12 protein-coding genes are annotated in these 13,978 nt (G+C 58.1%); 9 read left to right on the top strand and 3 right to left on the bottom strand.

Annotation, left to right across the window (positions count from 1 at the left end):
- Window positions 1-35: 35 nt before the first annotated feature.
- The 6 genes from gap (at window position 36) to BR41_RS16695 (ending at window position 6,936) form a co-directional block, all read left to right on the top strand.
- Window positions 36-1,049: a type I glyceraldehyde-3-phosphate dehydrogenase gene (gene gap / locus BR41_RS16670; RefSeq protein ID WP_035059254.1), complete on the top strand. Its 1,014-nt coding sequence runs from the start codon at window positions 36-38 to the stop codon at window positions 1,047-1,049.
- A 255-nt stretch (window positions 1,050-1,304) separates the two neighbouring features.
- On the top strand, window positions 1,305-2,369 hold the full coding sequence (locus tag BR41_RS16675; RefSeq protein WP_035059257.1) for a porin: 1,065 nt from the start codon (window positions 1,305-1,307) through the stop codon (window positions 2,367-2,369).
- A gap of 258 nt (window positions 2,370-2,627) precedes the next feature.
- Entirely contained in the window at window positions 2,628-3,836 is a 1,209-nt protein-coding gene (locus tag BR41_RS16680) for an ABC transporter substrate-binding protein (RefSeq protein WP_084187314.1), read from the top strand.
- A 256-nt stretch (window positions 3,837-4,092) separates the two neighbouring features.
- The gene (locus tag BR41_RS16685; RefSeq protein WP_035059261.1) at window positions 4,093-4,992 is read left to right on the top strand and encodes a carbohydrate ABC transporter permease; all 900 of its coding nucleotides are present in this window, start codon (window positions 4,093-4,095) and stop codon (window positions 4,990-4,992) included.
- On the top strand, window positions 4,985-5,833 hold the full coding sequence (locus tag BR41_RS16690; RefSeq protein ID WP_035059262.1) for a carbohydrate ABC transporter permease: 849 nt from the start codon (window positions 4,985-4,987) through the stop codon (window positions 5,831-5,833). Before BR41_RS16685 ends, BR41_RS16690 begins: the two co-directional genes overlap by 8 nt.
- Before the next feature lie 11 nt (window positions 5,834-5,844).
- Complete coding sequence (locus BR41_RS16695) at window positions 5,845-6,936, top strand: ABC transporter ATP-binding protein (protein WP_035059264.1); 1,092 nt, start codon at window positions 5,845-5,847, stop codon at window positions 6,934-6,936.
- A 237-nt stretch (window positions 6,937-7,173) separates the two neighbouring features.
- Here the strand turns inward: BR41_RS16695 and recR are convergent, their stop codons facing one another.
- From recR to dnaX, 3 genes are all read right to left on the bottom strand, one after another.
- Window positions 7,174-7,770: a recombination mediator RecR gene (recR, locus tag BR41_RS16700; protein ID WP_035059266.1), complete on the bottom strand. Its 597-nt coding sequence runs from the start codon at window positions 7,768-7,770 to the stop codon at window positions 7,174-7,176.
- A gap of 337 nt (window positions 7,771-8,107) precedes the next feature.
- On the bottom strand, window positions 8,108-8,437 hold the full coding sequence (locus tag BR41_RS16705; protein ID WP_245615950.1) for a YbaB/EbfC family nucleoid-associated protein: 330 nt from the start codon (window positions 8,435-8,437) through the stop codon (window positions 8,108-8,110).
- A 58-nt stretch (window positions 8,438-8,495) separates the two neighbouring features.
- Window positions 8,496-10,466: a DNA polymerase III subunit gamma/tau gene (gene dnaX / locus BR41_RS16710; protein WP_035059268.1), complete on the bottom strand. Its 1,971-nt coding sequence runs from the start codon at window positions 10,464-10,466 to the stop codon at window positions 8,496-8,498.
- 29 nt (window positions 10,467-10,495) lie between these two features.
- Here dnaX and BR41_RS23720 point away from each other — a divergent pair, with 29 nt between their 5' ends.
- From BR41_RS23720 to guaA, 3 genes are read left to right on the top strand one after another with little or no spacing between them, the layout of a single operon-like run.
- Window positions 10,496-10,705, top strand: coding sequence for an oxidoreductase-like domain-containing protein (locus tag BR41_RS23720; protein WP_084187312.1), 210 nt, complete (start codon window positions 10,496-10,498; stop codon window positions 10,703-10,705).
- On the top strand, window positions 10,702-12,150 hold the full coding sequence (dacB, locus tag BR41_RS16715; protein WP_051711194.1) for a D-alanyl-D-alanine carboxypeptidase/D-alanyl-D-alanine endopeptidase: 1,449 nt from the start codon (window positions 10,702-10,704) through the stop codon (window positions 12,148-12,150). The genes BR41_RS23720 and dacB overlap by 4 nt, the downstream gene beginning before the upstream one ends.
- Window positions 12,151-12,191: 41 nt before the next feature.
- Window positions 12,192-13,760 carry a glutamine-hydrolyzing GMP synthase gene (gene guaA, locus BR41_RS16720; protein WP_035059274.1) on the top strand — a complete coding sequence of 523 codons (1,569 nt, stop codon included), beginning with the start codon at window positions 12,192-12,194 and terminating at the stop codon, window positions 13,758-13,760.
- Window positions 13,761-13,978: the final 218 nt, after the last annotated feature.

Raw genomic sequence — 13,978 nt, forward strand, 5'->3', positions numbered from 1 at the left:
TTTTTTCGCCTGTCGATCCCTCAAGGAGACTTCCCATGGCAATCCGTCTCGCCATTAATGGTTATGGCCGCATCGGCCGCAATGTTCTGCGCGCCTTGTACGAATCCGGCCGTACCGACGAATTCCAGATCGTTGCGATCAACGATCTCGGCAACGCAGAAACCAATGCGCATCTGACCCAATACGACACCGCGCATGGCAAGTTCAACGGCACCGTCTCGGTTGATGGCGATTACCTCGTCGTCAATGGCGACAAGATCAAGGTTTGCGCTGTGCGCAATCCGGCCGAATTGCCGTGGAAGGACCTGCAAGTTGACGTGGTGCTCGAGTGCACCGGCTTCTTCACCAGCAAGGACAAGGCTTCGGCTCACTTGGCCGCTGGCGCCAAGAAGGTGGTGATCTCTGCACCGGGTGGCAATGATGTCGATGCAACGATTGTTTATGGCGTGAACCACGGCATCCTCAAAGCGAGCGATACCGTGATCTCCAACGCATCTTGCACCACCAACTGCCTGGCCCCGCTGGCCAAGCCGTTGCATGAGAAGATCGGCATCGTGTCCGGCCTGATGACCACTATCCACAGCTACACTAACGATCAAGTACTGACGGACGTGTATCACAGCGACCTGCGCCGTGCTCGTTCGGCGACCCACAGCATGATCCCGACCAAGACCGGTGCTGCCGCTGCGGTTGGTTTGGTGCTGCCGGAGTTGAATGGCCGTCTGGATGGATTCTCGGTCCGCGTGCCGACAATCAATGTCTCGCTGGTCGACTTGACCTTCACCGCTGCCCGTCCGACCAGCAAGGAAGAAATCGACGCTGTGTTGAAGGCTGCTTCTGAAGGCGAGCTCAAAGGCATTCTCAACATCAACACCAAGCCGCTGGTGTCGGTCGACTTCAATCACGACCCGGCCTCCAGCACCTATGATGCGACCCAAACCAAGGTCAGCAATGGCACGCTGGTGAAGGTACTGTCGTGGTACGACAACGAGTGGGGCTTCTCCAATCGTATGCTCGATACCACCAAGGCACTTTGGAACGCCAAGTAAGTTTCAAGCGTCTCCAAGTAAAAACCGCCGGCTAAACCGGCGGTTTTTCTTTGTTCGCGCCACTCTTCATAAGAGATGAGAAAGGTTTTGTTGTATGGATGCGACGCTTTTGGGGTCGATTCAGAATCAGGTTTGCCTGAGCCAAGTGCCCTCCCTTAACCTTGGTCCGTAGAGCAAGTTTCGTGTCGAAACCAGATGCAAGCCTTGCTGTTACCTGGTGGTAAAAACCAACTCTCGTGTCTAGGAGACTCATAAATGTTCAAGCGTGTTCTCGTTGCCGCTGCTGTCGCAGCCGCCTTCTCCGCCCCGGCTTTCGCTGAAGTCAAGATCAGCGGTTCTGCTGAGCTGGACGTGATGTACTACACCAACCAAGCTCTTGCCAATGGCAAAGACGGTGGCGTTTTCGCAATCGACACCCCGGTTGTTCTGAACTTCGACGGTTCCGACAAGTGGGATAACGGCCTGTCGACCATTTGGCACGTTTCGCAAAAACCTGGTCCTGGCACTACTTGGGGCACTGGTGGTCAAGCTAACGCCAACGGCAAGGCTACTCCGCTGGCAGCTTGGGGTTCGCGTGAGTCGTACATCGGCATTTCCGGCGACTTCGGTTCCGTGAAATTCGGTCGTATCTTCGCTGCTACCTACCTGCAAAAAGACTGGCCGTACCTGACCGACGGTTCGGGCAACGCTGGTGAAGACCGTGGTGTTACCGCTTTCGCCTTCTGGCCGAACGCGATTCAATACGCTGGCAGCTTCGGCCCGGTGAGCGTGTTCGCTACTGTTAACGATGGTAACGGCGGCCTGAGCAGCGGCAGCAACGGCTACCAAGGTTACGAATTGGGCGGCGGCGCTGATCTGGCTGGCTGGCACTTCGATGCTTCCTACTTGGGCATCAAGAACGGCTCTGCTAACGGCAAGTACGACAGCACCCTGTTCCTGGCCGGTCGTGGCAACGTTGGCCCGGTTAGCCTTGACCTCGACTTCTCGCAAGACAAGTACGATGGTTCCGCTCCTAACACCAAGGAAAATGCAATCCACGGTAAGGTTGGCTACAGCTTCAACGACAAGCTCAGCCTGAACGCTGGTGTTGTGTACATCAAGGACAACGGCGGCGCTACTGACGGCAACAAGGCTACCCAGTTCAACGCTCAGCTGAACTACGGCGTGTCCAAGAACACCGCTGCCTTCCTGCAATTCCGTCACATCCAACTGGGTGACGAAGGCAAGCTGCCGGCTGGCTTCACGTGGCAAGCTCAAGGCATCGCTTCCGACAAGAAGAGCATGCAGCGCGTTGTTATCGGTACCTGGACCGGCTTCTAATCGACTCATCTGAGACGGTTTTAAGTTTAAGTCTTGAAAAAGGCGGCTTCGGCCGCCTTTTTCTTTGTCTATTATTTCAAGTTCCTAATTTCATTCGTAAGGTCTTTGCCTTACATTCCCCACCCAATCGGTGTTTACCTGATTTCTGTTGTTGCATTCGTAGCCTAATGTGGTGCATCGAGCACCGCCATGGGGCGGCTCGTGCCTAGGAGATCGGAGAAAATGCAAACCTTGCGTATTACGCTCTGTGCAGCGGCCATGACCGTTGCTTTCGCAGCAAATGCAGCCGAAGTAGAAGTGCTGCACTGGTGGACCTCTGGCGGTGAAGCCAAGGCCGCTGGCGAGCTCAAGAAGATGCTCGAAGCCAAGGGCGACAAGTGGAAGGATTTTGCAGTTGCAGGTGGTGCTGGTGAAAACGCGATGACCGCGCTCAAGACGCGCGTCGTATCCGGCAATCCTCCGGCGGCTGCACAGATCAAGGGCCCGGCAATCCAGGAGTGGGGCGATGAAGGTGTGTTGACCTCGCTGGATGACGTGGCCAAGGCCGACGGTTGGGACAAGGTCCTGCCGGGTGTCGTGATCAACACCATGAAGTACAAGGGCCACTACGTGGCGGCTCCAGTCAACGTTCACCGCGTGAACTGGCTGTGGGTGAACCCGGAGTTGCTGAAGAAGGTCGGCGCCAAGGCCCCGACGACTTGGGATGCATTCTTCAAGACTGCTGAAGCGCTGCAGAAAGCCGGCATCCAGCCCGTGGCCTACGGTGGCCAGCCGTGGCAAGACGCGACCGTGTTTGAAACCGTCCTGCTGGGCGTAGGCGGTGTCGACTTCTACAAGAAGACGCTGGTCAACCTCGACCAAGGCGCGCTCAAGAGCGCCACGATGGTCAAGGTGCTCGAGACCTACAAGAAGATCAAACCGCTCACCGACAAGAACAGCGCCGGCCGCGAGTGGAACCTGGCGACTTCGATGGTCATCAATGGTAAGGCCGCCATGCAGTTCATGGGTGACTGGGCCAAGGGCGAGTTCCTCGCCGCAGGCAAAGTACCGGGCAAGGACTTCCTGTGCGTAGCCGCACCGGGCACTGCGAATGCCTACACCTTCAACATCGACAGCTTCGCCATGTTCAAACTGTCGAACAAGGATGCCGAGAAGGGTCAGAAGGACCTGGCTTCCGTGCTGGTCAGCCCGCAATTCCAGGAAATCTTCAACCTGAACAAGGGCTCCATCCCGGTTCGCCTGGGCGCGGACATGAGCAAGTTCGACGAGTGCGGCAAGCAATCGGCCAAGGACTTCGCTGCTGATTCCAAGTCCGGCACGCTGGTGCCGTCGTTCGCCCACGGCATGGCCGTTCACTCTGCTACCCAAGGCGCGATCTATGACGTCGTTTCGCAGTTCTGGAACGACGACAACATGACTGCCAAGGCTGCTGCAGAGAAGCTCGCAGTTGCTGCAAAAACCATGTAATGCCGTTTGACTCGTTGTCCTCCGCCTCACAAGGGGGAGGACGGCGAGGTGCCGAGGCCGGGGAGAGGAAGCCCCGGTCCCGGTTCTACTGCTTCATCACCAATCAGAACGGCTACCCAATCCAGCGCAGCGCTCTTGGCCAGGCATTCGGTCGTAGAAGGTACCCACGAGTACCCAGGACCGAATCGCAACGCCAGGAGGGTTGGGTAGCCGTTCTGACACAACAAAAGACCAACGGTCACATGGAGATAACACCATGAGTTCACCAACCCAGCCGGCACAGTACGGCTTCGCGGAGCGCTGGTTGCCGCGGCTGGTTTTGGCACCGTCGTTCCTGCTGACGCTGATATTCATCTACGGCTTCATCACCTGGAACGGCTACCTGTCCTTTACCAGTTCCCGCCTCTTGCCCAGTTTCAATTGGGCCGGACTCACTCAATATCACGCCCTGTTCGCGCTTGAACGCTGGTGGGTGGCGGTGAAGAACCTGTTCATCTTTGGCGGCCTGTTCATTGGCGGCGCCATGGCGATCGGGATTGCACTGGCGATTCTGCTGGATCAGAAGATCCGCGCTGAAGGTGCTTTGCGCACCATCTACCTTTACCCGATGGCTCTGTCGTTCATCGTCACCGGCACGGCCTGGAAGTGGATGTTGAATCCGGGCCTGGGTCTGGAAAAACTGATGCACGATTGGGGCTTCACCAATTTCACCTTTGATTGGCTGGTGAATTCGGACATGTCGATCTACACCGTGGTGATTGCCGGTTTGTGGCAGTCGTCCGGCTTCGTGATGGCGTTGTTCCTGGCCGGCTTGCGTGGCATCGATGACTCGATCATCAAGGCCGCACAGATCGATGGCGCCAGCCTGCCGCGCATTTACTGGAAGATCATCCTGCCGGCATTGCGCCCGGTGTTCTTCTCCACGCTGATGATCCTGTCGCACATTGCGATCAAGAGCTTCGACCTCGTCGTCGCGCTGACTGGCGGCGGCCCTGGCTTTGCTTCCGACGTGCCGGCCACCTTCATGTATGCAATGGCGTTCACCCGCGGCCAGATGGGCCTTGGCGCAGCCAGTGCCACCATGATGCTGATGACCGTGGCCGCCATGGTCGTGCCTTACCTGTATTCCGAGCTGCGGAGGAGTCGCAATGCCTAAATTCTGGCGTGGCGTCGTGTATTCGGCGCTGTTGTTGGCAGCTTTGTATTACCTGCTGCCGCTGTATGTGATGGTGATTACCTCCGTCAAGACCATGGATCAGATCCGCGCCGGCAACTTGCTGTCGTTCCCGACCAGCATCTCGTTCGATGCATGGTCCAAGGCGTGGTCGAGCGCATGTACCGGGGTGGAATGCGGTGGCTTGAAGCCGTTCTTCTGGAACTCGGTACGGATGGTGATTCCGGCGGTGTTGATCTCCACCTCTTTGGGCGCGCTGAACGGTTACATCCTGTCGAAGTGGCGCTTCCCGCACTCGGAGCTTACCTTTGCCTTGATCTTGTTCGGTGTATTCATTCCGTTTCAGGTGGTGTTGCTGCCGATGGCGCAAACGCTTGGCTGGTTTGGTATCGCACGTTCGGTCACCGGCTTGGTGTTCGTCCACTGCGTGTTCGGCCTGGCTTCCACCACGCTGTTCTTCCGCAACTATTACGTGGGCATTCCGGACGAGCTGATCAAGGCGGCACGTCTGGATGGCGCAGGCTTCTGGCGGATCTTCTTCCGCATCGTGCTGCCGATGTCGACTCCGATCGTGATGGTCGTGCTGATCTGGCAATTCACCCAGATTTGGAACGACTTCCTGTTCGGTGTGGTGTTCTCATCGGGCGATAGCCAGCCGATCACCGTCGGCCTCAACAACCTCGCCAACACCTCGACCACGGTCAAGGAATACAACGTCGATATGTCCGCCGCGCTGATCGCCGCGCTGCCGACCATCCTGGTGTATGTATTTGCGGGCAAGTATTTCGTGCGTGGGCTGACCGCCGGCGCAGTAAAAGGATAACGGAGGAATTTATGGGCGCACTCGCCATCAAGAACGTCACCAAGAGCTTTGGTGACACACATATCCTCAAGGGCATCGATATCGAAATCGATTCGGGCCAGTTTTTGATCCTGGTCGGCCCGTCCGGCTGCGGCAAATCGACACTGATGAACATCATCGCCGGCCTTGAAGCGCCGACAACCGGTGAGGTGCATATCGGCGACCGCATGGTGAACAACATCGCGCCGAAAGATCGCGATATCGCCATGGTGTTCCAGAGCTACGCGCTGTATCCGACCATGAACGTGCGGCAGAACATCGCCTTCGGCATGGAAACGCGCGGTGTGCCGAAGAAAGAACAGGAAGAAATCATCGCCCGCGTCGCCAAGATGCTGCAGATGGATCACCTGTTGGATCGCAAACCCAGCCAGCTGTCCGGCGGTCAACGCCAGCGCGTGGCCATGGGCCGTGCCTTGGCGCGTGATCCGATCCTGTTCCTGTTCGATGAGCCGCTCTCCAACCTCGATGCCAAACTGCGCGTCGAAATGCGGACTGAAATTAAGCAACTGCACCATCGCCTGAAAACCACCATCGTCTATGTGACCCATGATCAGATCGAAGCGATGACGTTGGGCGACAAGATTGCGGTGATGAAGGATGGTGTGATCCAGCAGTTCGGCAGCCCGCAAGAAATCTACGAGCAACCGGCCAATCTGTTCGTCGCGAGCTTCATCGGCTCGCCGTCGATGAACTTCATCCCTTGCCATTTGGCGGAGCAAGCGGGCCAGATTGGTGTGAGCCTGCAAAGTGAAGGCGAGGCACGCTTTGTGCCGCTGCCGAACGCCGCCAAGCTCGCCGGCCAAGTGGGCAAGAAAGTGATTCTCGGTTTGCGCCCGGAACAGTTCGATGCAGTGGAAAACAGCGAAAACAGCCTTGCCTGCAAGGTGCATCTGACCGAGCCAACCGGCCCGGACACCATGGTGCTGACCCAGCTGAACGGCATCGAGATTTGCGCCCGTCTGCATCCGCGCGATGCCAAGGGCCCGGGTGAAACAGTCCGCCTGAAGCCGGATATGACCAAAGCGGTTGTCTTTGATGCCGAGACGGAGACGCGTCTGGCTTGATTGGATTGATTCGATGAATCACCGGCGGTGCTTGCGCTGCTGGTGCTGTTTTTCTCGTGAGTAGTCATTCGCCCCGCTTTATGCGGGGCTTTTTTTGTGCCGAGAATGAGGGAGTGAGTCGCGAAAAATCCAGCGACGCGGTGCTGGCAAGGCGGACCCACAAGGGGACAAATGCAGACGGTACGTTGAGTACGGTAAGTGAGCGCAACACCGCCAGGAGGGTTTTTGTTCGCGGTTCTAGAGTTGCCGACGCTCGACCAGCGCCTGCGCCAGCGTACCCGGGTCGACATGTTCCAGCTCGCCGCCGACTGGCAGGCCACGGGCGATCCGGCTCACTTGCAGACCACGGGCACGTAGCAGTTCAGAGAGATAGTGCGCGGTGGCTTCACCTTCGACGGTGAAGTTGGTGGCCAGCACCACTTCGCTGACTTCGCCATCGCTGGCGCGTTCCAGCAGGCGAGACAGTGCGATGTCCTTGGGACCGATGCCATCCAGTGGCGAGAGTCGCCCCATCAGCACGAAGTAGAGACCCTGATAGGCCAGCGTTTGCTCGATCATCAGCAGATCGGTCGGCATTTCGACCACGCACAGCTGATGCGTATTGCGCTGCTCATCGGCGCAGATATCGCAGACATCGGCTTCGGTGAAGGTATTGCAGCGTTTGCAGTGATTGAGCGTGGCAATCGCATATTCGATCGCATGCGCCAGATTCACGGCACCGCCCTGATCGCGCTGCAGCAGGTGATAGGCCATGCGGCTGGCTGATTTCGGGCCAACACCGGGTAACACCTTGAGGGCTTCGATCAGTTGCTGGAGAGAGGAGGGAGTGGTCATCGGGCAAGGCTCTGTTGACGTAGGTTTTGCGGTCGCGCGGTGCCGAATTTTGCGGTCAATCAAGGCATAAGGCGCGCCGCATAACCGGTTATGTCAGCGACTTATAACGCGGAGTGACCGCAAAAGTCGGCTCCGTCCGAAGGATTTGCCCGGCTTTGGGCCTCTTGCGGTGTTGAAAGCCACTGGCGTAATCGATTACGCGGCGTGTCTTTCGCCTAGCAATAGGCCCAAAGCCGGGCAAACGCGATCCGCAAAACCTACGTCAACAGAGCCTGGGGTTGGCGGGAAGAGGAGGCGCGTGGCTTTATACACCTCACTCCTCGCGCCTGACTGGCGATCAGAACGGCAGCTTGAAGCCCGGGGGCAGCGGCAGGCCGGCGGTCAATCCGCCCATTTTTTCCTGGCTGGTTGCCTCGGCCTTGCGGGACGCATCGTTGAATGCGGCGGCGAGCAGGTCTTCCAGCATGTCCTTGTCGTCGGACAGCAACGAGTCGTCGATCGACACGCGCTTTACCGCGTGGCCGCAGGTCATCACGATCTTGACCATGCCGGCACCGGCCTGGCCTTCCACTTCGACCTTGGCGAGTTCTTCCTGCGCCTTGGCCATGTTTTCCTGCATCTTCTGCGCCTGCTGCATGAGCTGGGCGATACCGCCTTTACCTATCATGTCGTGCTCCTACTTGAAATCGATTTGAAATGGGGGTGAACTTGAACGGCCACAGCCTTCAATGGGTTTGATCGGGTGTTCGATCATAAGGTTTGATCGAATCAGGAATGATGCTGCCGCCGAAATCTCGCACCAGCGTCTGCACGAACGGATCGTTCTGGATCTCGGTTTCTGCCTCAGACTGGCGTTGCGCGCGTTCGCGGAAGGTCTGTGCTGCCGGGGTATCGGTTGCTTCGTCACCGAGTACGACTTTGACTTGGATCGGCCGACCAAAGTAGTCCGATAGTGCCTCGCACAAGGGATCTTGATAGTCGCGGGTTGCGGTATTGCGATGCTCCGCCGCGACGCGTAACTCGAATACATCATTGCGGAACGATGCCAGTTCGGCGTGTTGCGCCAGCATGCCAGCGCGACCGAGTTTGACCTTGCCAAGCAGCCCGCGCCAGTCGCCATCGAATTCGCGATGGATCGGTTCGGCGGGAGCTTCGTGCCAAGGTGCTGAGTCGTGAGAGGGTTCAGCATCGGGTGCGGCTGGTGCGGCGACTTCTTGAGTTGGTTCCGGGATCGCTGGCGCGACTGGCGTTGGCACGAATACGTGTGATTCCGTCGGTGCGTCGTCGCGAATTGGTTCAGCAGTGTCAGTCGCCTCCAGCTCTGCCCAAGGCGGGGGAGGAGGTGGTTCGTCCGCTGCGGCAGGTGGCTGCGCAACGACCGGTGAAGGCACCACGCTGGGCTGGCTGATCGATGCTGCAGCGATACTCGGCGCGGGCTGCGCTGGTGTGTGTGACGGTTCGACTTGCTGTGGCGATGCTACGACGCTCGCCGAACTGGCTTGCCGTGGTTGCGACGACGAACTGATTGGATTGGCTTGCGCAGGCGGAGCGCTTGCCAGATTGACTTGCCCCGGCGATGCCGGTGAGCTGATCAAATTGACTTGCACCGGCGATGCCGGTGCAAAGGCCAGCATCCGCAGCAGCGTCATCGTAAAGCCGGCGTACTCGTCCGGCGCCAGCGGCAAGTCACGACGGCCGTGCAAGGCAATCTGGTAATAGAGCTGGGTGTCTTCCGGAGTCAGGCTTTGCGCAACTGCAAGGATATTGGCGCGTTGCGGCAGATCATCCGCCAACGCACCCGGCACGGTTTGCGCTAGTGCAATCTGGTGGAGCAGATGGGCTAGTTCATGCAGGGCGGCTTCATAGGAAAGACCACGGCCGGCAATCGTTTCCACGCTTGCCATCAAGGCCGTGCCGTCTTGGGCGATCAGCGCTGCGAGAATATCGAACAGATACGATTGATCGACTGCGCCCAGCATGGCGCGTACGCCGGCTTCTTCGACTTGGCCCGCACCGTAGGCAATGGCTTGATCCAGCAGGGACAACGCGTCGCGCATCGAGCCGTTGGCCGCATGTCCCAACAAGGGCAGGGCGCTGGTTTCGAAGGTGATCTGCTCGGCATCCAGCACTTTTTGCAAATGGCCGGAGACCTGCTGCGGCGTCATTTGCCGCAAGGAGAATTGCAAACAACGACTCAAGACCGTGATCGGCACTTTCTGCGGGTCGGTCGTTGCGAGGATGAATTTCACATGGCCCGGCGGCTCTTCCAGCGTTTTCAGCATCGCGTTGAAAGCGCTCTTGGAGAGCATGTGCACTTCATCGATGATGTACACTTTGAACCGCCCGGCGGTCGGCGAATACTGAGCGTTGTCCAGCACCTCGCGGATATTGTCGATACCGGTATTGCTCGCGGCATCGATTTCCAGCAAGTCGACAAAGCGCCCGGCATCGATTTGCGTACAAGCGGAGCAGACGCCGCAAGGCTCAGCAGTGATGCCGGTTTCGCAGTTGAGCGCCTTCGCCATGATCCGCGCGATGGTCGTCTTGCCGACGCCTCGCGTGCCGGTCAGCAGGTAGGCGTGATGCAAGCGTTCGCTGGCGAATGCGTTCGCCAACGCCTTGATCACGTGCTCCTGCCCCACGAGTTGGGCAAAGGTTTTGGGTCGCCACTTTCGGGCAAGTACTTGGTAGGCCATAGTGGCCGATTCTAACAGATGCTCACGCCATGCAATCCGCAGAACACCATCCTTCCCCCGCAGATTTCCCTGATGACCCGCCGCCAGAGCCGCCCTATGAACCTGCTCTTGAAGAGTGCTGCGGTAGTGGTTGCGAGCCCTGCATCTTCGATACATATGCGGCTGAGTTGAATGCCTATCGCGCCGCTGCGATGGCATGGCAGCAACGCCACCCCGATGTGAAACTGGATATCCGATGAAGTCACTATCTAAATATGTCGCCGCATTGTGCTGTAGCGGTCTGTTGTTGGCTGCACATGCTGCCGAGTTACCAGCATCGGTTAAAGGCGCGCTCAAGGCGGCCAAATTGCCGGCCGATGGCTTGTCGGTTGCCATCCTCTCGCTGACCGATGGCAAGCCGGTGTTGCAATACCAGGCAGAGCGGCCGGTAAACCCGGCCTCCACCATGAAGCTGGTGACTACATATAGTGCACTCAGCCTGTTGGGCCCGGCGTGGCAGTGGCAAACCGATTTCCTGGCCGATGCGCAGCCGGTGAATGGTGTATTGAACGGCGATCTTTATCTGCGTGGTAGTGGTGATCCCAAGCTGACCATCGAGCGTGTCTGGCTGTGGCTGCGAGATTTGAAAGCGGCTGGTGTTAACGATATTCGTGGCAAGTTGATTCTGGATCGCTCGCTGTTTCAACTGCCGGCGGAGAGCGCGTTCGAGGACGATGGCAATGGTGCCGAGCGCCCGTTCATGGTCGAGCCTGATGCCGCACTGACCAACTTCAAATCCATTCGGCTGACGATTGATTCGACTGGCGAGCGGGTTCGGTTGACGGCCGAGCCGCCCTTGCCGGAAGTACGCGTCGGCAATGAACTTGCCATTGGCCGCGGCGGCAACTGCGAGGCATGGTCGCAGCATGTGTCGCAACGGCTTGGGCAAACCAACGGCGTGCAGTTTCTGGTGCAGCTGGCGGGCGAAGTGCCGGCCGGTTGCAAGGTGGAGCGTTATGTCTCGGTCCTGAGTGCGCAGGCCTATACGGCAGCATTGGTCCGCCAGCTGTGGCGCGAACTGGGCGGGCAGGGCATGACTGGTTGGAGCGAAGGTACGACGCCAGCCAATGCCGTGATGCTGGCATCGACCAAATCAGCCGACGTCGCCAACACCATTCGCGACATCAACAAATTCAGCAACAACATGATGGCGCGCCAACTGTTCCTCACGCTCGGTGCGCAGTCGCAGGAGAGCGGCGATACGCCCACGCGTGCTTCGGCATCGATTCGCAACTGGCTGGCGCAGCGCGGATTGCGATTTGATGAGCTGACGCTGGAGAACGGCTCGGGTCTGTCGCGTCACGAACGCATCAGTGCAACGCATCTTGCGCAACTGTTGGTGAACGCCGATCGAAGTCGCTATGCCGCAGAATTCGCTTCGTCGCTACCCATTGTTGCCATCGATGGCACGATGAAAAAGCGCCTCAAAGGCGATGACGTAGTGGCGCACATCAAGACTGGCACGCTCAAGGACGTGAAAGCGGTCGCGGGCTATGTTCGGGACGCAGACGGTGTGGACTGGGCTGTGGTCGCCATTGCCAACCATCCACGTGCACCACAATATGCCCCGGTATTGGACGAAATCCTGCGCTGGATCGCCAATGCGCCGACCAGCGAACTCGCGGCGTTGCGCGTGGCAAGGTAAAATCGCGGATTAATCAATCTGTTCTTTACGGAACCCTGCCCATGACCCAAGCCTTGGACAAAGTCCTTATTCTCGACTTCGGTTCGCAAGTCGCCCAGCTGATCGCCCGCCGCGTGCGTGAGGCCCACGTGTACTGCGAACTGCACTCCTTCGACGTGTCGATCGACTTCATCAAGGCATTCAACCCCAAGGCCATCATCCTGTCCGGTGGCCCGAACTCGGTGTACGAGAGCGATTACCAGGCGGATGCCGGGTTGTTTGAACTGGGCGTGCCAGTGCTGGGCATCTGTTATGGCATGCAATGGATGGCGCAAGCGCTGGGTGGCAAGGTTGAGGCAGGTCATGTGCGCGAATTCGGATTCGCCGAAATCCGCGCACGTGGCCACAGCAAGCTTTTCAACGGCATCGAAGATCGCAAGGGCGATAGCGGCGAAGGTTTCCTCGAAGTCTGGATGAGCCACGGTGACAAGGTTACCCAGCTGCCGGAAGGCTTCAAGATCATCGCCGAAAATCCAGCTTGCCCGCTGGCCGCCATGGCGAACGAGGACAAAGGATTCTATGCGGTGCAGTTCCACCCTGAGGTGACGCATACCCTCAAGGGCCGCGAAATGCTCAACCGCTTCGTGCTCGACATCGCCGGTTGCAAGCCGGGCTGGACGATGCCGAACTATATCGATCAAGCCGTCGCCAAGATCCGTGAACAAGTCGGTAGTGATGAGGTCATCCTTGGCCTCTCCGGTGGTGTCGATTCCTCGGTCGCTGCTGCGCTGATCCACCGTGCGATTGGCGATCAACTCACTTGCGTGTTCGTCGATAACGGCCTGTTGCGCCTGAACGAAGGCGAGCAAGTGATGAACATCTTTAATAAGCATCTGGGCGTGAAGGTCATCCACGTTAATGCGACTGAACAGTTCATGGGTCATCTGGCCGGCGTGAGCGATCCGGAAGCCAAGCGCAAGATCATCGGTCGCGAATTCGTCGAAGTGTTCCAGGCCGAATCGGCCAAGCTACCAAGCGCCAAGTGGTTGGCCCAAGGCACGATCTATCCGGACGTGATCGAATCTGCTGGCTCCAAGACCAAGAAAGCACACACCATCAAGAGCCACCACAATGTTGGTGGCTTGCCCGATACGCTCAAGCTGCAATTGCTCGAACCGCTACGTGAGTTGTTCAAGGATGAGGTTCGCGAACTTGGCGTGGCGCTCGGCCTACCGCACGAGATGGTTTATCGCCACCCATTCCCGGGCCCTGGTCTCGGCGTGCGTGTCTTGGGCGAAGTGAAAAAGGAATACTGCGATCTGCTGCGCCGCGCAGATGCCATCTTTATTGATGAGCTGCGCGCTTTCGATTGGTATGACAAAACCAGCCAGGCGTTTGCCGTGTTCCTGCCCGTTAAGTCGGTGGGTGTGATGGGTGACGGCCGTACCTATGAATATGTGGTTGCACTACGTGCGGTGCAGACCAGCGACTTCATGACGGCCAAATGGGCTGAGCTGCCTTATGAGCTGCTGGGCAAGGTATCCAATCGCATCATTAATGAAGTCCGCGGTATCAATAGGGTGGTCTACGACGTGTCGGGCAAGCCGCCGGCAACGATCGAGTGGGAATGATTTCCCTATATAGATAAACAAACAGCCCCGCATTGCGGGGCTGTTTGTTTGTGGATTCGGTGGTTTTCGCCATCTGGCAGCGGGATGCTGGCATGGCAGATCGCAGATCGTGCGGCGGATTCGATAAAAATTGCAGAATTGTTGCGTTGCCGATCAAGCACTTAGGGGGATGTTTGGGTGATTTTTGTTGGAGGGTGTTGACGGGGTTTGGGTAGGGC

The organism is Andreprevotia chitinilytica DSM 18519, from assembly GCF_000711875.1.
Lineage (GTDB): Bacteria > Pseudomonadota > Gammaproteobacteria > Burkholderiales > Chitinibacteraceae > Andreprevotia > Andreprevotia chitinilytica.

Coding starts and splice junctions, on each gene's coding strand:
- dnaX (WP_035059268.1), bottom strand. CDS start 10,466: ATGGCCTACCAAGTACTTGCCCGAAAGTGGCGACCCAAAACCTTTGCC.
- BR41_RS23720 (WP_084187312.1), top strand. CDS start 10,496: ATGCAATCCGCAGAACACCATCCTTCCCCCGCAGATTTCCCTGATGAC.
- BR41_RS16685 (WP_035059261.1), top strand. CDS start 4,093: ATGAGTTCACCAACCCAGCCGGCACAGTACGGCTTCGCGGAGCGCTGG.
- BR41_RS16705 (WP_245615950.1), bottom strand. CDS start 8,437: ATGATAGGTAAAGGCGGTATCGCCCAGCTCATGCAGCAGGCGCAGAAG.
- guaA (WP_035059274.1), top strand. CDS start 12,192: ATGACCCAAGCCTTGGACAAAGTCCTTATTCTCGACTTCGGTTCGCAA.
- BR41_RS16680 (WP_084187314.1), top strand. CDS start 2,628: ATGACCGTTGCTTTCGCAGCAAATGCAGCCGAAGTAGAAGTGCTGCAC.
- BR41_RS16690 (WP_035059262.1), top strand. CDS start 4,985: ATGCCTAAATTCTGGCGTGGCGTCGTGTATTCGGCGCTGTTGTTGGCA.
- gap (WP_035059254.1), top strand. CDS start 36: ATGGCAATCCGTCTCGCCATTAATGGTTATGGCCGCATCGGCCGCAAT.
- BR41_RS16695 (WP_035059264.1), top strand. CDS start 5,845: ATGGGCGCACTCGCCATCAAGAACGTCACCAAGAGCTTTGGTGACACA.
- dacB (WP_051711194.1), top strand. CDS start 10,702: ATGAAGTCACTATCTAAATATGTCGCCGCATTGTGCTGTAGCGGTCTG.
- recR (WP_035059266.1), bottom strand. CDS start 7,770: ATGACCACTCCCTCCTCTCTCCAGCAACTGATCGAAGCCCTCAAGGTG.
- BR41_RS16675 (WP_035059257.1), top strand. CDS start 1,305: ATGTTCAAGCGTGTTCTCGTTGCCGCTGCTGTCGCAGCCGCCTTCTCC.